18 protein-coding genes are annotated in these 18,561 nt (G+C 54.9%); 8 read left to right on the forward strand and 10 right to left on the reverse strand.

Annotated elements, in window-relative coordinates; all coding sequences use genetic code 11:
- Positions 1-181 precede the first annotated feature (181 nt).
- From parE to DSD30_RS06900, 7 genes are all read left to right on the forward strand, one after another.
- Complete coding sequence (gene parE / locus DSD30_RS06870; protein WP_114008924.1) at positions 182-2,242, forward strand: DNA topoisomerase IV subunit B; 2,061 nt, start codon at positions 182-184, stop codon at positions 2,240-2,242.
- 16 nt (positions 2,243-2,258) lie between these two features.
- Positions 2,259-2,639, forward strand: a complete 381-nt coding sequence (locus DSD30_RS06875; protein WP_157967598.1) for a TIGR02301 family protein — start codon at positions 2,259-2,261, stop codon at positions 2,637-2,639.
- A 158-nt stretch (positions 2,640-2,797) separates the two neighbouring features.
- On the forward strand, positions 2,798-3,073 hold the full coding sequence (locus tag DSD30_RS06880; RefSeq protein WP_245418394.1) for a hypothetical protein: 276 nt from the start codon (positions 2,798-2,800) through the stop codon (positions 3,071-3,073).
- Positions 3,074-3,116: 43 nt separating this feature from the next.
- A complete protein-coding gene (locus DSD30_RS06885; protein ID WP_114008926.1) occupies positions 3,117-3,875 on the forward strand; it encodes a hypothetical protein in 759 nt (252 codons plus the stop codon).
- Positions 3,876-3,992: 117 nt separating this feature from the next.
- On the forward strand, positions 3,993-4,469 hold the full coding sequence (locus DSD30_RS06890; RefSeq protein ID WP_114008927.1) for a hypothetical protein: 477 nt from the start codon (positions 3,993-3,995) through the stop codon (positions 4,467-4,469).
- A gap of 252 nt (positions 4,470-4,721) precedes the next feature.
- On the forward strand, positions 4,722-6,233 hold the full coding sequence (locus DSD30_RS06895; protein ID WP_114008928.1) for a DEAD/DEAH box helicase: 1,512 nt from the start codon (positions 4,722-4,724) through the stop codon (positions 6,231-6,233).
- 406 nt (positions 6,234-6,639) lie between these two features.
- Positions 6,640-7,632 carry a GGDEF domain-containing protein gene (locus tag DSD30_RS06900; protein ID WP_245418395.1) on the forward strand — a complete coding sequence of 331 codons (993 nt, stop codon included), beginning with the start codon at positions 6,640-6,642 and terminating at the stop codon, positions 7,630-7,632.
- A gap of 64 nt (positions 7,633-7,696) precedes the next feature.
- Here DSD30_RS06900 and sufA read toward each other — a convergent pair whose 3' ends face one another.
- The 8 genes from sufA to DSD30_RS06940 form a co-directional block, all read right to left on the reverse strand.
- Positions 7,697-8,083, reverse strand: a complete 387-nt coding sequence (gene sufA, locus DSD30_RS06905; protein WP_114008930.1) for a Fe-S cluster assembly scaffold SufA — start codon at positions 8,081-8,083, stop codon at positions 7,697-7,699.
- Positions 8,084-8,124: 41 nt separating this feature from the next.
- Complete coding sequence (locus DSD30_RS06910) at positions 8,125-8,520, reverse strand: SUF system Fe-S cluster assembly protein (RefSeq protein ID WP_114009645.1); 396 nt, start codon at positions 8,518-8,520, stop codon at positions 8,125-8,127.
- Positions 8,521-8,570: 50 nt separating this feature from the next.
- Positions 8,571-9,818 carry a cysteine desulfurase gene (locus DSD30_RS06915; RefSeq protein WP_114008931.1) on the reverse strand — a complete coding sequence of 416 codons (1,248 nt, stop codon included), beginning with the start codon at positions 9,816-9,818 and terminating at the stop codon, positions 8,571-8,573.
- 44 nt (positions 9,819-9,862) lie between these two features.
- Positions 9,863-11,170 (reverse strand): Fe-S cluster assembly protein SufD, encoded by a 1,308-nt coding sequence (gene sufD / locus DSD30_RS06920; protein ID WP_114008932.1) that lies wholly within the window; start codon positions 11,168-11,170, stop codon positions 9,863-9,865.
- A gap of 14 nt (positions 11,171-11,184) precedes the next feature.
- Entirely contained in the window at positions 11,185-11,937 is a 753-nt protein-coding gene (gene sufC, locus DSD30_RS06925; RefSeq protein ID WP_114008933.1) for a Fe-S cluster assembly ATPase SufC, read from the reverse strand.
- A gap of 38 nt (positions 11,938-11,975) precedes the next feature.
- Positions 11,976-12,338, reverse strand: coding sequence for a hypothetical protein (locus DSD30_RS06930; RefSeq protein WP_114008934.1), 363 nt, complete (start codon positions 12,336-12,338; stop codon positions 11,976-11,978).
- A 40-nt stretch (positions 12,339-12,378) separates the two neighbouring features.
- The gene (sufB, locus tag DSD30_RS06935; protein WP_114008935.1) at positions 12,379-13,863 is read right to left on the reverse strand and encodes a Fe-S cluster assembly protein SufB; all 1,485 of its coding nucleotides are present in this window, start codon (positions 13,861-13,863) and stop codon (positions 12,379-12,381) included.
- A 262-nt stretch (positions 13,864-14,125) separates the two neighbouring features.
- The gene (locus DSD30_RS06940) at positions 14,126-15,316 is read right to left on the reverse strand and encodes a cysteine desulfurase family protein (protein WP_114008936.1); all 1,191 of its coding nucleotides are present in this window, start codon (positions 15,314-15,316) and stop codon (positions 14,126-14,128) included.
- A gap of 358 nt (positions 15,317-15,674) precedes the next feature.
- On the opposite strand from DSD30_RS06940, the gene DSD30_RS06945 reads away from it, so the two are divergent.
- Positions 15,675-16,379 carry an alpha/beta hydrolase gene (locus DSD30_RS06945; protein ID WP_114008937.1) on the forward strand — a complete coding sequence of 235 codons (705 nt, stop codon included), beginning with the start codon at positions 15,675-15,677 and terminating at the stop codon, positions 16,377-16,379.
- Between the two features lie 65 nt (positions 16,380-16,444).
- Here DSD30_RS06945 and DSD30_RS06950 read toward each other — a convergent pair whose 3' ends face one another.
- Entirely contained in the window at positions 16,445-17,155 is a 711-nt protein-coding gene (locus DSD30_RS06950; RefSeq protein WP_157967599.1) for a tryptophan 7-halogenase, read from the reverse strand.
- A gap of 151 nt (positions 17,156-17,306) precedes the next feature.
- The gene (locus DSD30_RS06955; RefSeq protein WP_245418396.1) at positions 17,307-18,455 is read right to left on the reverse strand and encodes an anhydro-N-acetylmuramic acid kinase; all 1,149 of its coding nucleotides are present in this window, start codon (positions 18,453-18,455) and stop codon (positions 17,307-17,309) included.
- Positions 18,456-18,561: the final 106 nt, after the last annotated feature.

The raw sequence follows: 18,561 nt of genomic DNA on the forward strand, positions 1-18,561 counted from the left end.
AGCGGGTCAACAGCCAAACATCCACATTTCTGCCGTCCGACTTGACCGGACGTCGTTTCCCAAAGACATTGAGGCAACAAAACGGCGCCTGATTCGAACCGACGAAGCGCCAGAAACAAGAACCGGCCCCGCGAAACCCAAGCAAGCCGCGATCTATTGTTCCTCAAACAATGGGTAGTCAATGTCTGCATCAGATGATCTTTTTGCTGTCATGCCAACTCCGAAGGGCAACAAGCCTGTTGCCAAGCAACCAAAGGCAGCAGACATAGCCGCCAAGCCGGCGACATCCCCTGCCCCGATCCCGGCGGCAAAAGCGGACTATACAGCAGCCGACATTGAAGTCCTCGAAGGCCTTGAACCCGTTCGCCGCCGCCCCGGCATGTATATTGGCGGCACCGATGAGAAGGCACTTCACCACCTGTTCGCCGAAGTCATCGACAACTCGATGGACGAAGCGGTTGCGGGACATGCCACATGGATCGAAGTGGAGCTGCAGACCGACGGCATGCTTGTCGTCACTGACAATGGCCGCGGCATTCCTGTTGACCCACATCCGAAATTCAAGGACAAGTCGGCGCTGGAAGTGATCCTGACGACACTCCATGCGGGCGGCAAATTTGATTCTGGCGCCTATGAAACATCTGGTGGCCTGCATGGCGTGGGCGTGTCCGTGGTCAACGCCCTGTCCGAGACCCTTATTGTCGAAGTGGCGCGCAACAGGAAGCTCTATCGTCAGTCTTTCTCGCGTGGCATCACGCAAGGCCCCGTTGAAGAATTGGGCGACGTGCATAATCGTCGTGGTACCAAGGTGGCTTTCAAGCCCGACCATGAAATCTTTGGCAAGAAAGCCCGTTTCCGGCCTGAACAATTGCTCAATATGGCGCGCTCAAAGGCCTATCTGTTTGGCGGGGTCGAAATCCGTTGGACCTGCGCACCAGAGCTGCTGGAGCATTCCCCGGAAGTGCCACCCAAGGCCACCTTCCACTTCCCCGGCGGTCTGAAAGACTATTTGTCTGCCACGCTAGGCAAACAGAATCTGGTGACACCGGAAATTTTTGCAGGCAAGAGCGAGAAGACCAGTGGCCACGGTGCGGTGGAATGGGCAGTCTGCTGGTTTGGTGGCGACGGCTTTTCCAATTCCTATTGTAACACCGTGCCGACGCCTGAAGGCGGCACCCATGAGACGGGATTGCGCACCGCTCTGCTGCGCGGGTTGAAAAACTATGCCGAACTGACCAACAACAAGAAAGGCGCCCTGATCACCGCTGACGACATCATGACCAGCGCTGGCGCCCTTTTGTCGGTCTTTATCCGCGAGCCGGAATTTGTCGGCCAGACCAAGGATCGTCTGGCAACCACGGCAGCCACCCGGATTGTCGAACAGGCCATCCGCGATCAGTTCGACCACTGGCTGACCAACGCACCGCAACAGGCCAACCGTCTGCTCGAATGGGTCGTGGATCGGGCCGAAGAACGCCTGCGCCGCCGTAAAGAAAAAGATGTCACCCGAAAGTCAGCTGTCCGCAAGCTGCGCCTGCCGGGCAAACTGGCCGACTGTTCGCAGAATGCCAAAGGCGACACCGAAATCTTCATTGTCGAGGGCGACTCAGCCGGTGGCTCCGCCAAACAGGCCCGCAACCGGTCGACGCAGGCGGTCCTGCCTTTGCGCGGCAAAATCCTCAACGTTGCCAATGCCAGCCGCGACAAGCTCCATGCCAACCAGCTGCTGGCTGATCTGGTACAGGCGCTGGGCTGCGGCACGCGCAAGACCTATTCCGATGAAGAATTGCGCTATGACCGCGTCATCATCATGACGGACGCCGACGTCGATGGTGCGCATATTGCTTCGCTGCTATTGACCTTCTTCCAGCGCGAAATGCCACAACTCATTCACAATGGCCATCTCTATCTCGCCATTCCTCCGCTCTATCGCATCTCTCAGGGTGGCAAGACGCTCTATGCCCGCGATGATCGTCACAAGGATGAGCTGCTGGCAACAGAATTCAAAGGCAAGGGCAAGATTGACATTGGCCGGTTCAAGGGCTTGGGGGAAATGCTGCCCGCCCAGCTCAAGGAAACCACCATGGACCCCAAGCACCGCACATTGCTGAAAGTCCAGATCATTGATATGGTGCCCGGCGAAACCAAGGATGCCGTCACCCGGCTGATGGGCAACAAACCCGAAGCCCGCTTTGAGTTCATTCAGGAAAATGCCGAATTTGCGACCGATCTCGACATTTAACCCGCGCTTGTTGGGCATGCGCTGGCTTGCCACGGGCTTTTTGGGCCTCGGTCTGGCCTTCTGTGTGATCGATGCGCCAAAGGCAGCCGAGAATCTACCACCCTATGAGCAGAGCCTAAGACGGTTGAGTGCAGTCGTTGGTGCCCTGATGTTTCTCGATCCTCTCTGCAACAACACCAGCGCCACCAGCTGGTATGAACAAATGGCCGCCCTGCTGGATGCCGAAAATGCAGACGACGCCCGTCGCCGCAACATAACGGATCGTTTCAACCGCGCATATCGCACCTATGCCCGCACCTATCGCTCCTGCAACAGCCAGGCAGCCAAGATCACCGAGATCTACCACGCAGAAGGTCAGGCCCTGCTCAATCAGCTCAAACTGAAACATGCCCGTTAACCATTTCGGTTAATTTCTACGGATAAGTTTAACCCTTTCGTAACCACCTTCCCATCTGACGCCCGAATTGTGCTACATCTGTCCTCAGATGGCCATTATTTTGATCCAAGATTCGATCAAGGGCCGGATCAAAAGGTTAACGAACAGGGCAGAAAACCATGACCGACAAATCACCTATTCAAGAGTCTTTCGGCATGGAAGAGCGCCTCGAAGTAGATCGCCAGAAGCAGGAAGCAATTTCCATCCTCGGAGACCTGTGGGATCAGGCCTCCGATGAGGGCATCAATATTGATTGTTTGGCCCATGCCGCCCTGTTTCAGGCCCTGAGCAGCCTTGTGCTGGCCTATGGCGAGGAATCTGTCGCGGACTTCTGCTCCGCTCTCCCTGACCGCATCATGTGCGGCGATTACAGCCTTGAGCGTAAACTGCAATAGCGCCGAAAAGCACAACAAGCCACTGCCAAGAGGGAATGCCACGATGGGACCGCACCGACACATTCTGTCCTGCCTCGCTCTCACCGCTTTGCTGGCATTGCCGACAGCCCCGTCCCAGGCAAGTCAGGTCACCATTGAACGGATCATTGTCCAGCCTGACCATTCCACTTCCAGTGCCGACACCAACCCAATGCTTGGCCCCAATGGCGAGGATGCCGGTCGCTCCGGCATCACCCTGGATGGAGAACAAAAGAGCCTCAGTCCCGATATCGCACCGGACGGCCAGTCAGGCGACGATGCTCCGATGGCAGCAGAGACCATCGACATGGCACCGCCGCCGGTCATTCTACGTGACCTTGACGCTCTGCCCGCCCCTGTCCGCCGCATGTATGAGGCTCTGACCAAAGCCGCAGCATCCGGCGAGCTCGAAGCCATGCGGCTGCCCATGGAAATGAATGAAGTGCCCCCGGTCATTGGTCTTGACGGCGGCACTTCAGACCCGATTGAAGCGCTTCGTGCCATGTCTGGCGACCCGCAGGGAAGCGAAATTCTTGCCATCATCTCGGAATTGCTCGAGGCAGGCTTTGTCCATGTTGATGAGGATACACCGCAGGACATGTATGTCTGGCCCTACTTCGCCCACTATCCGCTCGCAGCTCTGACCAAGCCCCAGCGCGTTGCGCTGTTCCGCCTGATCACCGCTGGCGATTTTGAGGATATGGACGCCATCGGACACTACACATTCTTCCGCCTCGGCATCGCCCCAGACGGCACTTGGCATTATCTCATCGCCGGAGAGTGAACCGGTCGCCTTGTCTTTCTTCCATCTTCTCGCCTTGTAAAAGCCGCAAATCTGCCCCATATTGGCGGTGGATTTTATCAGTTGATTTCAGAGAATGCATTTCAGGCTGGGGGCAGCATGGGACGGCGCAAAAAGGCACATGACAGCCGGTGGCTGGCTCCGCGGAACGAAGATCGGCATTGCCTACGCAGAGCTGCTTTTGGTGAACAGCGTGGTTCCAATGCATCAAGCTATGGCTCACTGGTGCGTCGCACGATTCTGTTTCAGTTCCGGCTTGCCGCAGATGGCTTACGTGATCTTTTGCTAAGCCCGATTTCCGTGATCGCCGCTCTGTTGGGATTGCTCAATCCGGACAATCCATCTTGGGCCTTTGATCGTTTGATGGCGATGGGGCGCGTTTCGGACCGCTGGATCAACCTGTTTGAACAGGAACACCAAAATCCCGTTCATGACCGCAGCCAGACGATGGATGATCTGGTGAATCACATCGAGCGAGAAGTTAAAGCTCGCATGGACTCGGATGCAGCCCCCATGGATGCCGGTTGGGCCAGCAATGTTCACGCCGCTTTCAAGGGCAAGCACCCCGGACGCTGAGCCGACGGATGGTCGGCCTTTTTGGTCAATCGCGCCAATTGCACAATCGATAATCACTTCTCGGGATGAAAATCAGGGAAAATTGTGCCGAAACGTCCAGATTCGCTGTGAAATAAACCCTGTTTGCCCCAATCGATTGACAATTCCTGTCAAACTCGTATGGTTCGCCCAAATTGAAACACCTGTCTGCCTTCAACGGATCTGAATCCCCAGATCGCGCTGAAGCACAAAGCAAAATGGTTCCTGCATCGGATGAAGTTTTCGGATCTAGGTCTGAGTGAAAAAGTGCTGGCGGCGGTTGACTCTGCTGGTTACGAAACGCCTACGCCAATTCAGGCTCAGGCAATCCCCCACATCCTTGATCGCAAGGACGTACTGGGCGTTGCGCAAACGGGCACCGGCAAAACGGCATCTTTCACGTTGCCGATGCTGTCGCTGCTCGAAAAAGGTCGCGCCCGCGCCCGCATGCCACGCACGCTCATCCTTGAGCCAACGCGCGAGCTTGCGGCTCAGGTTGAACAAAGCTTTGAGGTCTATGGCCAGAACCATCGCCTGACCGTGTCCTTGCTGATTGGCGGCGTATCCTTTGCCGACCAGCTGAAAAAGCTGGATCGCGGTGCGGATGTCTTGATCGCCACGCCAGGTCGCCTGCTCGATCATTTTGAACGCGGCAAACTGCTGCTTTCAGCGGTTGAAACCTTCGTCGTTGACGAAGCCGACCGCATGCTCGATATGGGCTTTATTCCCGACATCGAGCGCATTTGCAAGCTGCTGCCCTTCACCCGTCAGACCGTTTTCTTCTCGGCCACCATGCCAAAGGAAATCCAGTCGCTGGCTGATCAATTCCTGCACAATCCGGTCAAAGTTGAAGTGACGCGCGCTGCCTCGACCGCAAAAACCATCGCCCAGCACCTCATTTCCTCGGGCAGCAAGCCTTGGGACAAGCGCGCAACCTTGCGCAAGCTGATCAATGAGGCCGAGGTACTGCAGAATGCCATCATTTTCTGCAACCGCAAGCGCGACGTGGCAACCGTCTATCGGTCCCTGACCAAGCACGGCTTCAGCGCCGGTGCATTGCATGGCGATATGGATCAGACTTCACGCATGGCAACGCTCGATGGTTTCAAAAAGAATGAAATCACTCTGCTCGTTGCCAGCGACGTGGCCGCCCGTGGCCTCGACATTCCAACGGTCAGCCATGTCTTCAATTTCGACGTCCCGACCCATGCGGAAGATTACGTTCACCGCATCGGCCGCACGGGGCGCGCTGGCCGCACCGGCGTTGCAGTCACCATTGCCACCAAAGCCGACAAGAAGTATCTCGATGCCATTGAGAAACTGACAGGCGATGGCGTCAAATGGATCGGTGAAATGGACTTCTCATCCCCATCGGGAGATGATGGCGATGAAGAAAGAGGCGATAAGCGCCGTGGCCGTCGTGGTGGCAAGGGCCGCGATGACAGCAAGGGCCGCGATGACAGCAAGAGCGCCAGCGACAACAATCGCAAACGCGTACGTCCGGACAAGGATGAGCGAAGTGAAGACAAACGCGAAGAGCGTCAGGCAACGCCCACCCCGGAACCTGTTCGAGCAGAACCACCCCGTCCGGCGCCGCAGCCTCAGCGCAATCGTGACAACAACCGTCGTGGACGCGATCGCGACGACCGCCGGGTGATCGGCATGGGCGATCATGTGCCTGCCTTTTTGCTGCAGCCAATACGCCCGCCAAAAAGCAGTTCGGAAAGCGAAAACAACGCCGATTAACAGCCGCATTAAGATTTGCCACAGACACTATGGCACCTTGGCAAATCAAACAGGTTCCTCCGTCGAGAGGCACCCTGCACCAATAGTCGGCTGATCGTAACAAAAATGCTGCAAATGCCCTCTTGCAAATAGCGAGCGGGCATTTTTCTTGCCGTGAACGAAAGATCTGTAAAATACAGTCCCTCTTTGAAAAAACGCCCATCATGGTTTTTTACCCAAAAGATCTTGGCTGTCTTTCGAGCGTTTAACGTCGTTTTAAACCTTGCCTGACTAAAGTATTTCCAGTTTGGGGAAACAAAGAGGATTTGCGCACTAGTTTCGCGCAAGGGTTGCAATGGAAAACAGTGATTATAAGCGCACTTATATTTATGGGGAATCTGCGCTTGGCAATCTGAAGAAAAATCAGATGCCCGCATATCCTCGCAATTATGAAATTTGGTATACCTATGCCGCAGGTTTCAATCGAAACCTGAACAAGGCAATTAACGACATTCTTCGTTCCACTGGCACTATCTCTCTCAAGCAAATCGACGCAATCTATAACGAGCATCTGGCCCCCACACGCATCAGTGATCGCGTTGATGAAGTGGGCAACAAGATCTCGACGGAATTGCGTTCGATCGTGCGTGAGGTCGAGGACTATCTGAGCACCGCCAACCATTATGGCGACGCCCTGAAAGGTGCCTCGAAAAATCTGTCACAAACCGAAGACCGTCAAGTCATTCGCGAGATTGTCGCGCAGTTGATTTCCGAAACCAAGGATGTCGAATCCCAGAACCGGGCCTTGAGTACACAGCTGGCTGAATCGCAGGCGCAAGTACTCGAACTGCGCCAGTCGCTGGACACCATTCGCTACGAGTCTCTGACCGACGATTTGACCACACTTGCTAACCGCAAGCATTTCGATCGATCGCTCGAACAGGCCATGGAAGAAGCAGAGGAAACCGGCGAACCGCTTTCCTTGCTGATGACCGACATCGATCATTTCAAGAAATTCAACGACACCTTCGGCCACCAGACCGGCGATCAGGTCCTGCGTCTTGTTGCCGTCGCGGTCAAACAGAATGTCAAAGGTCAGGATATCCCGTGCCGCTATGGCGGGGAAGAATTTGGCGTCATTCTGCCACGCACCAATCTCAAGCAGGCGCTGTCGGTTGCTGAAAATATCCGCAAGGCCGTCATGGCCAAGGAACTGATCAAACGCTCGACCGGTGAAAATCTCGGCCGCATCACCATTTCGATCGGCTGCTCGACCTTCTCCAAGGGGGACAAGGTTCAGGATCTCATCGAACGGGCAGACCAGTGCCTTTATGCCGCCAAGCGCGGCGGTCGCAACCTTGTCAAATGCGAAACAGATCCCGATGTTGGCGCTGTCGACGTCAAGAATGGCGCAGCCTGACGCCATCACAATCAAAAAAGCGGCTCTTGAGCCGCTTTTTCTATATCCGACAACATGTCACCAACTATTGCGCCTTTCGCATGCTTTCCAGCGCAGTCGGATCAACAGGCGTCAAGGCAACCGATTCCCCGCAGCCACAGGCCGAGGTCTGGTTTGGATTGTTAAAGGTGAAACCGGTGCGGAACTTTGTGACCTCATAGCCCATCTCGGTGCCAAGCAAAAACAAGACCGCCTTGGGGTCGACATAAACCGACACCCCCTTGTCCTCGACCAGATCGTCCTTCGGATCAGGATCGACAACCTTGTCGAGCACATATTCCATACCAGCGCAGCCACCATTCTTGACACCCACACGGATGCCCTTGATCGGATCGGACGCATTGGCAACAATCTCACGGATGCGCTCAGCCGCATCATCCGTGATGCTCAAAACCTGAAATCTTCCAACCATGAGAAAAAATCCCCTTATCACAGCCCATCAGGGCCCATTCATCAATACCAGTTGATGGCAATTTTCGCTTCTTCGCTCATCCGGTCCGGGGTCCAGGGCGGATCAAATACCATGTTGACCGTAACCATGCCGACACCTGGCACCGAATTGACCGCATTCTCGACCCAACCCGGCATTTCACCCGCCACCGGACAGCCCGGAGCGGTCAGGGTCATATCAATATCAATGTTACGCTCATCATCGATATCCACCCGATAGATCAGGCCAATCTCATAGATATCAGCCGGAATCTCCGGGTCATAAACCGTTTTCAGAGCAGCAACGATATCCGACGTCAATTGTTCCAGCTCGGCAGCCGGGATAGCGGAGCCCGGCGCTGCGCTTGCCGCCTCAACGTCTTTCTCCGGGGTCTGGTTTTCCTGTGACGTATCGCTCATGTCATCTTTCCATATCAAGTGCGCCAGCCTTGCGGCGCTCATCTCACATATCAGCTAAAGAAGGCCTGCGCTTTCATCAAGGCTTCCGCAAGCGCGTCCACCTCTTCCTTGCGATTGTAAAGCCCGAACGACGCCCGACAGGTCGAGGTCACGCCAAAGCGTGTCAGCAAGGGCTGCGCGCAGTGTGTTCCAGCCCGAACAGCCACACCGGAACGATCGATAACCATTGAAATATCATGGGCATGAATTCCTTCCATTTCAAAGGAAACAATCGCACCCTTGTCCTTGGCCTGCCCAATGATGCGCAGGGAATTGATCCCCGACAACTTCTCGTGAGCATATGTCTTCAAGGCCTCTTCATGGGCAGCGATCCTGTCGCGCCCGATACCATCAATATAGTCAAGAGCAGCGCCCAAGCCAATAGCCTGTGCAATTGGTGGCGTTCCTGCCTCGAATTTATGCGGCGGCACACCATAGGTGACGCCATCAAGCGTGACATCCTTGATCATCTCGCCACCGCCCATAAAGGGAGGCATGGCATCCAGCAGCTCGGCCTTGCCATAGAGCACACCAATGCCCGAAGGTCCGTATAGCTTATGGCCGGTCATGGCGAAGAAATCGGCATCGAGATCCTGAACATCGATCGGCATGTGAACCGCCGACTGACTGCCATCCACCAGCACCTTGGCACCAGCTGCATGGGCTTTCTCGATAACCTCCTTGACCGGAACGATCGTACCCAGCGCGTTTGACATCTGCGTGATGGCAACAATCTTCGTTCGCTCCGTCAAAAGCGCCTCAAACTCATCCATCAGGAAGTTGCCATCCTCATCGACCGGCGCCCATTTGATCACCACGCCGAGCCGCTCGCGGAAGAAATTCCACGGCACAATGTTGGAATGATGCTCCATGATCGACAGGATGATCTCATCCCCTTCTTTCAGCACCAGACTGCCATAGGACTGAGCCACCAGATTGATGGCTTCGGTCGAAGAGCGCGTGAAGACAATATTGTCAACAGACGGGGCATTGAGGAAGCGGCGCACTTTTTCACGCGCCGCCTCAAAATTGTCGGTTGCCGTATTGGAAAGGAAATGCAGCCCGCGATGGACATTGGCATATTCTTCGCTGTAGCACCGGGTCACCGCGTCAATCACAACCTGCGGCTTCTGCGCTGAGGCGCCATTGTCGAGATAGACCAGCGGCTTGCCATAGACTTCCCGAGACAGGATCGGGAAATCCGCCCGAATGGCATCAACGTCATAGTCGGCCACAGGGGCCAATATCGGGGACTGCATCGTCTTTCATCCCTTTTCAAACCGGACACGAGGCCCGCCAGAGGTTAGTGGTCCACCCCTAGGCGGTCCGCAATATAGGCTTCCAGCGCTTCAACGAACTGTTCGTTCGAAACATTTTCAACCGCTTCGGCAAGGAAGGCCAGCACCAGCATCTTCTTGGCATAATCATGGGAAATGCCACGAGCCCGCAGATAGAAGAGCAGATCTTCATCCAGCTCTCCACAGGTCGCGCCATGGCCACAGACTACATCGTCGGCAAAGATCTCCAGTTCCGGCTTGTTGTAGAAGGCCGCATCCTCGGACAGCAGAAGCGCTTGGCTCATCATCTGGCCATCAGTCTTCTGGGCAGGCTGACGCACAAAGATCTTGCCCTGGAACACGCCTTCTGCCTTATCATCAAGCACCGTGCGATATTGTTCCTTGGAGTTGCAGTGCGGCACCGCATGGTCAACCTTCAAGGTGATGTCACTATGCTGCGAGCCATCGGCAATTGTCGCACCAAACAGGTCGGCATTGGAATGCTCACCCTCGAAGCGCACGAAAGACTGCGAACGAACGAACTTGCTGCCCGTCGACATGGTGAAATGCTCAAAGCGCGCCTGACCACCCAGAATGGCGGTTGTCGAGCCCACATGCACCGCTTCTGAACCATCACGCAACAGACGCATGACATGCACTTCCGCTTCATCGGCAATGCGATAGTCAATGGCGCTGTTGAGCTGGTAGGCCGTTTCATCACCAATGAAAGTCTCAACAATCGAGACTTTTGCACCTTTTGCTGCCACCACACGACTGCGCACGGTAGAGAGACCACCACCGGAGACAATGTTGCAGATCTCGATTGGCATGGAGACATCAGCCCCTTCCGCCACTTCGATCACCACACCATCCTGCAGCAAAGCGGTGTTGAGCGACAGGGCGATATCGTCCTTGGCAACCTCAGGGTCGTCAATTACGAAAGTCCCCGCCTGCAGGGCTTCGGCAACGGATTTGACGCTGACAGACGCATCAATCTTGTCGAGATTGGACAGGGAGGCCATGAAGGCCCCATTGGCCAGCACAATACGCGCCCGATCGACACCCTGAAGGATATTCAGCTCAGACAGCAAGGACGTCAGAACCGCCTCATCAGCGGGCTCCGACAAAGCAACATCGGCGGGCATCATCCGCTTGAGGTCGGAATATTTCCAATCCTCAACACGCTTGTTTGGCAGACCTTCAGCCTCAAACAGGGAAATGGCATCGGCTCTGAGGGATGCAAAGCGTGCCTCACCGACCAAACCACCTTGCGCATTCTTGAGGACAGCCTCAAGCGCTTCATCGGCGGCCGTTTTGATTACAGGATTTGTCATCAACGTCTCCCCATTCAAGCCGCGGCTTCGCCGGTAAATTCGGCATAGCCTTTTTCTTCCAACTGCAAGGCAAGATCCTTGTCGCCCGATTTCACGATCTGGCCCTTATACATCACATGCACCACGTCCGGCACGATATAGTCGAGCAGGCGCTGATAGTGGGTGATGATCAGCATCGAACGCTCTGGCGAACGAAGGGCATTGACGCCTTCCGACACGATACGCAGCGCATCAATATCGAGGCCAGAATCGGTCTCATCGAGAATGCAAAGCTTTGGCTCAAGCAGTGCCATCTGCAGGATTTCGTTGCGTTTCTTCTCACCACCGGAGAAGCCGACATTGAGCGGTCGGCGCAGCATTTCCTGCGTGACATTCAACTGGGCAGACAATTCCTTGATTTTCTTCATGAAATCAGGGGTCTTGATCTCGCCTTCTTCCCGCGCGATCCGCTGAGCGTTCAACGCGGTTTTCAGGAAGGTCATATTCGACACACCCGGAATTTCGATCGGATATTGCATAGCGAGGAACAGGCCAACAGCGGCACGCTCTTCCGGTTCCATTTCCAGCACATCTTCACCAAAGAACAGGATCTCGCCCTCGGTGATTTCATAATCATCCTTGCCTGCGAGCACGTAGGAGAGCGTCGACTTGCCCGAGCCGTTCGGCCCCATAATGGCATGCACTTCGCCAGCCTTGATGGTCAGGTTGATGCCGTTGAGGATTTTGTTGCCTTCCACTTCGGCATGAAGATTTTTGATTTCCAACATGGTTATATTCCAATCTCAAGTGAGCACGGTCACGACAATCAATTTGTTTCGTCCGGGATAAATTGCTGTGTGACGGCGATTGAACCCACAATATTCTGATTAAACTCGTCTAATTCTTCTGAAGGCACCCAAAGCTCTTCATGATCGCGGCCGCCAACTATCTTGCGTTCAAATTTAGCCACATACTCTGCATCGACCTCAAATCGAGTGACATAGCCGTGTTTTGATCCGGTCTTGGTGTTCCAATCCCGCGCAATTTGAATCGCATAGCCCTCATTTGTCACTGGGTAGAAGATAGGCTGTTCAGGCAATCTAGGTGGAAACCGCGTCCACTTGCTTTGCTCGATAAGTTCAAGTTCTTCCAATCCCACTGGGCGAAAAAGGGTTATAGTTTTGACCATCTTCGGATCCTTCGAGTGCTAAAACTCTGATCTGCCTAGTCTAACCAACAGATCCTTCGAGCGAAATTCCGATCAACTTTTGCGCTTCGACCGCAAATTCCATCGGCAACTGCTGAATGACATCCTTGACGAACCCATTGACGATCAACGCCACGGCTTCCTCTTCACCAATGCCGCGTGCCCTGCAATAGAACATCTGGTCATCGGAGATTTTGGAGGTGGTGGCTTCATGCTCGAAAATGGCCGAGGCATTCTTGCTCTCGATATAGGGGATCGTATGGGCCCCGCACTGATCGCCGATCAGCAAGCTGTCACACTGGGTGAAATTCCGCGCATTGGATGCCTTCTTGTGCGCCGAGACAAGACCACGATAGGTATTGTCGGAACGCCCGGCGGAGATGCCCTTGGAGATAATCCGCGACGAGGTATTCTTGCCCAGATGGATCATCTTGGTGCCACTGTCGATCTGCTGACGGCCATTGGAAATGGCAATCGAGTAGAATTCACCAACAGAGTTTTCCCCGCGCAGAATGCAGCTTGGATATTTCCAGGTGATGGCAGAGCCGGTCTCGACCTGCGTCCAGGAGATTTTGGCATTTTTCTCGCGGCAATCGCCACGCTTGGTGACGAAGTTATAGATGCCACCTTTGCCTTCGCTGTCGCCCGGATACCAGTTCTGGACCGTCGAATATTTGATTTCGGCATCTTCCAGAGCCACCAGCTCAACAACCGCCGCATGGAGCTGGTTTTCGTCACGCTGTGGCGCGGTGCAGCCTTCCAGATAGGACACATAAGAGCCCTTGTCGGCAATGATCAGGGTCCGCTCGAACTGACCGGTATTTTGCTCATTGATCCGGAAATAGGTCGACAGCTCCATCGGACAACGCACGCCCGGCGGCACATAGACGAAGGATCCGTCAGTGAAGACCGCGCTGTTTAGCGTCGCATAGAAATTGTCAGTTACCGGCACAACGGAGCCTAGATATTTCTGCACCAGTTCAGGATAGTCCCGCACGGCTTCCGAAATGGGACAGAAAATCACGCCCGCTTTCTTCAGCTCTTCCTTGAAGGTGGTTGCCACCGACACGGAATCGAACACGGCATCAACCGCGACCCTTGAATATTGGCGATCTTCTTCCGACACACCGGCCAGAATTTCCTGCTCCTGCAGCGGAATGCCAAGCTTCTCATAAGTGCGAAGCAGTTCGGGATCCACTTCGTCGAGGCTTTTGGGTCCATCCGACCCCTTTGGGGCAGAATAATAATAGATATCGTTGAATTTCGGTTTCGGATAATCGAGCTTGGCCCATGTGGGCTCTTCCATGGTCAACCAGCGCTTATAAGCATCCAGTCGCCATTCCAGCATCCATTCCGGCTCTGTCTTTTTCGCCGAAATGAAACGGATCACCTCTTCGCTCAGACCGAGCGGCGCTTTTTCCGTCTCGATCTCCGTCACGAAGCCATATTTATATTGGTCAACGTCGATCTGTTTGACCTGATCGACCGTCTCCTTAACAGCAGCCATTTGCTACTCCATGTTGAGCGGTTTCAAGGACCGCCGGTCAATGGGCTTTTCAGCCACTCTCCTCTGCATCATCGTCGGACTGGCAACAACACCGCCAGCAAGGTGAAACCGTCCGGGACATCCGATGGCAGGTAATGCAACATCCCATTTCACCTTGATGTTTCACCCAGATACGTGTGGTGAAACCATCCAGTTCTTTTTGATAATCACTTGCAAAAACAAGCGATTACGAATTCGCTTATGCCCTATATAGGCATTCACCCTAGGCATTCTCAACAAGGCGGGCCGTATTTATTGAGTTTTTCTCGCATATTTTCCGCAATTGCATGATCAGTCGCGACAAATCCGCCTCTTCGCTGCTCCAACCAAAGCTTACCCGGATGGCTCCACTGGCCACATCCACGCTATATCCCATTGCGGTCAACACATGAGAGGCCATTACCTTGCCTGACGAGCAGGCCGAGCCGGAACTGACGGCAACGCCACCCAGATCAAGCTGAATCAAGGTTGTTTCGCCCTTCAGACCCGGAATGGCAAACTGGCAGCTATTGCCAACACGCGGGCTTTGTTGACCGAAAATGATCCCTTCGGGTGCCATGGCAACAAGCGCGGCTTCAAAGGCGTCGCGCAAGGCTTTTTGCTTGGCAATGCCATTATCAGATGTCAGCGCGTTTTCCGCATTGAAACAGGCCTCACCAAAGCCAGCGATGCCTGCGACATTCTCGGTGCCTGCACGCAAACGATTTTCCTGCGGCCCCCCAGTGATCAGCGGCTGAGGCTCCAGTCCCTCTGCTGCCATCACCAACGCCCCGACCCCTTTCGGTCCACCGAGCTTATGCGCAGACAGAGACAGGCTGCTACAGCCTATCTCGGCCATGAGAAGCGGGATGCGTCCGGCCGCCTGCACCGCATCAAGATGAAAATAGGCATTGAACTCGGAGGCTAGCTGACCAATTGCATTGATTGGCTGAATGACGCCGGTCTCGCTGTTGACCGCCATGACAGCAATCATCGCCCGTCCCGCGGCAGGGTCATGAGCGTCCAGCATGGTGCGCAAAGCGGCCAGATCAACAATTCCGTCGCTATTGACAGGAATTTCGCTTACCGCCTGAGCTGCAAAGCGCCCGCCTTCGCGAACAGACGGATGCTCAATGGCGCTCAAATACAAATGCGAAGCCGGGCTTGGCGCATAAGCCTCTTTCATCTCGGGCGACAAGGCCAGCATATTGGCTTCACTGGCCCCGGAGGTGAAAATCACATCCCCTGCCCGCGCACCAACCAAATCCGCCACCTGCAGCCGCGCCTTCTCTATCAAGCCACGCGCTGCCCGTCCTTCCATATGCACGGACGACGGATTTCCGCTCACCTCCCAAGCAGCCAGCATCACATCGCGCACGCCGGGACGTAAAGGAGATGTCGCATTATGATCAAGATAAGCTCTGAGCATCGTTATTCATTCGCCAGCAAAGATATCACGGTCCCAATAAAGGTATCAGGCTCAAAGATCTGGTCTTCGACCCGGCTACACGCAGTCACACAAGAATTCAGCGATCATCACAACTAAAAGACTTGAAATGGGTGTGTTGCTTCGTGCTATGTAGGATACACAACAAGGAGCACCCGCCTTCAGTTTTGAACCATTCTAAATTAACGCTATAAAACTTGCCTCACGCAGTCAAGTTATATCCGTTTTGCATGTCGCAAAAAATAAGCATTTACACACAAATGCTGCGGCGACGCGCAGAAGGCAGGTGATCAAGGGCGCAAAGCCCCTGATGAAGCAACAACGATAGAGAGAGGACCGGGCATATATGCCAGAGGTGATCTTCAATGGCCCTGCGGGGCGCCTGGAAGGCCGTTTGCATCCGTCAAAGAATCGCAAGGCTCCCATTGCACTTATTCTTCATCCGCACCCCCGCTTTGGCGGCACGATGAACAACGAGATTATCTATAATCTCTATTATATGTTCGCACGACGTGGCTTCACCGTGCTGCGCTTCAACTTCCGCGGTGTCGGCCGATCACAGGGTACGTTTGACCACGGTGTTGGCGAACTGTCTGACGCAGCCGCCGCGCTCGATTGGGTCCAGACCTATCATTCCGAAGCACCGGGTGTCTGGATTGCCGGCTTCTCCTTTGGCGCCTGGATCGGCATGCAGCTCCTGATGCGCCGTCCGGAAGTCGAGGGCTTCATTTCGATTGCCCCGCCGGCCAACCTTTATGATTTTTCCTTCCTTGCCCCTTGTCCGTCCTCCGGTCTCATCACCCATGGCGGCATGGACAAGGTGGTGCCACACAAAGATGTGCAGGCCCTCGTTGACAAGCTGAAAACCCAGAAGGGCATTGTCATCGATCAGGAAATCATTCCTGGTGCCAACCACTTCTTCAAGGAAGAAACCGATCAGCTGATCAATGTCTGTGCCAACTATCTCGATCGCCGTATCGGCTTTGATCCATCCCAGCTTGAGGATGTGACCGAAGGCGGAGATCAGGCAGAAAGCGCCCTTCAGATCTAGACCTGAACGTCTGCAAATGGAAAAGCCGCCTCATACGGGCGGCTTTTTTGTGTCTATGAAGCGCGTTACCAGAAATCCAGATTGCTCTGCGACGTCGCCCCTCGGGCTTTTTGCGCCTGACGCCAGTCAAGCTCATCACGCACCATGGTCAACGCCTTTTCCGCTTCAGCCAGCGGGCCAGAATAGACATAGCCCACCTCGTCGCCATAATAGACCCGAACCCGCCATTGCCAGCCCTCCTGCATCCGCGCAAGGAAGCCTTTCTCGTCCAGTCCCTCAAGGAAATTCATCGGCAGAATGAAGGCCACCGGATTGACCATATAGACATCGGTGTTGGCGATCCTTTTGCGATCAAGGAACAACTCGGCCCACACCCTTGTCTTGGTAGACAGATCATACAGTTTGCGCTTTTTCTCAAAAGGCATGCCGATGAAGGCGAGTTTGATGCCGTCTGGCGCAAACCGCAAGCCCACCTTGGGTTCCTTGAAAAGGCCTTCCAACGCGGCGAAGGCATCTGTATCAGGCAGAATATAGCGCTTGTCATAGGTCATCCGGGTCATCGGAAAGCCCAGATAAACGCTTTCCAGACTGCGTGAGCGCATCAACCAGCGATCATGAATCAAGTCAAGATCACCAATCTCCTTGCCGGTCTGCACCTCGCGCTTGGCAAGATAGGCAGACCACGCATCCATGTCAGCCTGAGCGCCAGAAGGTGCGATCAGAACAAGAGCAAAGGCAAGCAGAAGACATCGCGACGCGGCGCGCAGAAGGATCATCAGACACACTCCAGCAGAGACCCGGAACATCGGTTCAGGACAAACTCGAATGCGTCAGACCATAAGCGGTTGATCACAGAAGGCAACAGCCTTCTGCCATCCGCACCCTGTCAAAAAGGGTCAATTGGCAAACTGCAATCACGCAGCGGCATCAAGCATTATCAGCCACGGAAGGCTCGGCCAGCACACCACCGCGTGTCGGCTTTGCAACTCCGGTTGTGCCCGGATAAGTCAGCGGCAATCCCAATTGTGACCGCACAGCCAAATAGCCGAAGGCTTCCGCCTCCATCGTGTCGCCCTTCCATCCCAGATCATCCGCTGGCATGACCGGCATGTCCAAGGCACCGCGCAGCTGGTCCATCAGAAACTGATTATGCTGCCCGCCGCCACAGATCACGACCATTTCGGCCGGGTGCCGCTCCAATTGCTCCATATGCTCAAGGCCAAGTGCAATGGTTTCGGCGGTCAGGGCTGCAAGGGTCGCCGCGCCATCTTCAAGGCTCTTGTCCATCACAGCGGACATGTCAAAGGCATTCCGGTCAAGGGATTTGGGGGCCGGCTTGCGGAAATAGGGATCGGCCATAATGGTCGCCAGCACCAGATAGTCAATCGACCCGGTGCGCGCGATTTTGCCGCCTTCATCCATGTCCAGCCCGGCCTTTTCGCGCACGAAATCATTGATCAGCGCATTGCCCGGCCCACAATCAAAGGCCATCATCATGCCGCTGGCGCCCATGAAGGTGATGTTGGCAACCCCACCAATATTGACAAAGGCAATCGGCAGCGGCAAATCGAGCTGCTGCTGGATGGCAGAGTGATAGACCGGCACCAAAGGCGCGCCCTGCCCGCCAAGTGCCACATCTGCTGCTCGGAAATCATAGACCACCGGCAACCCAAAGGAATCGGCCAGTGCCTGCCCATCGCCGATCTGCACCGTCAGACGATTGGCCGGATCATGCCAAACCGTCTGACCGTGAAAGCCAATCACGTCGGGACGGTGCTTTTTGCCCTTGTCACTGGCCAACAGGCTTTCAACAGCCTGTTTGTGCGCCTCGGTGATCAGGTCTTCAGCCTTGGCAAGCGCACCCGGACGCGCTGTGCGGTCCTTGAGATCGCGCGCATCCACAAGCGCCTGTCTCAACAGGCCTTGTTCTTCATCGCTATAGGGACGAAAGACCGACGCAAGCGGACGGACAAATTGCGTACCGTCTGTCTCGATCAGGGCGGCATCCACACCATCGCAGGACGTTCCGCTCATCAGACCCACAGCGATCGACATTTTTGCGTCATTCTTAGCCATTTTGTCCCCTTCTCTCAATCTTGCTAGTGATCTTTAATGCGATCTTTGCTAGACAGTCGGCCCGTGGTGCGTCCGACACATCCCGTCAGCGAAGCATCATCCTAAT

Origin of the sequence: Cohaesibacter intestini (genome assembly GCF_003324485.1) — a bacterium.
Lineage (GTDB): Bacteria > Pseudomonadota > Alphaproteobacteria > Rhizobiales > Cohaesibacteraceae > Cohaesibacter > Cohaesibacter intestini.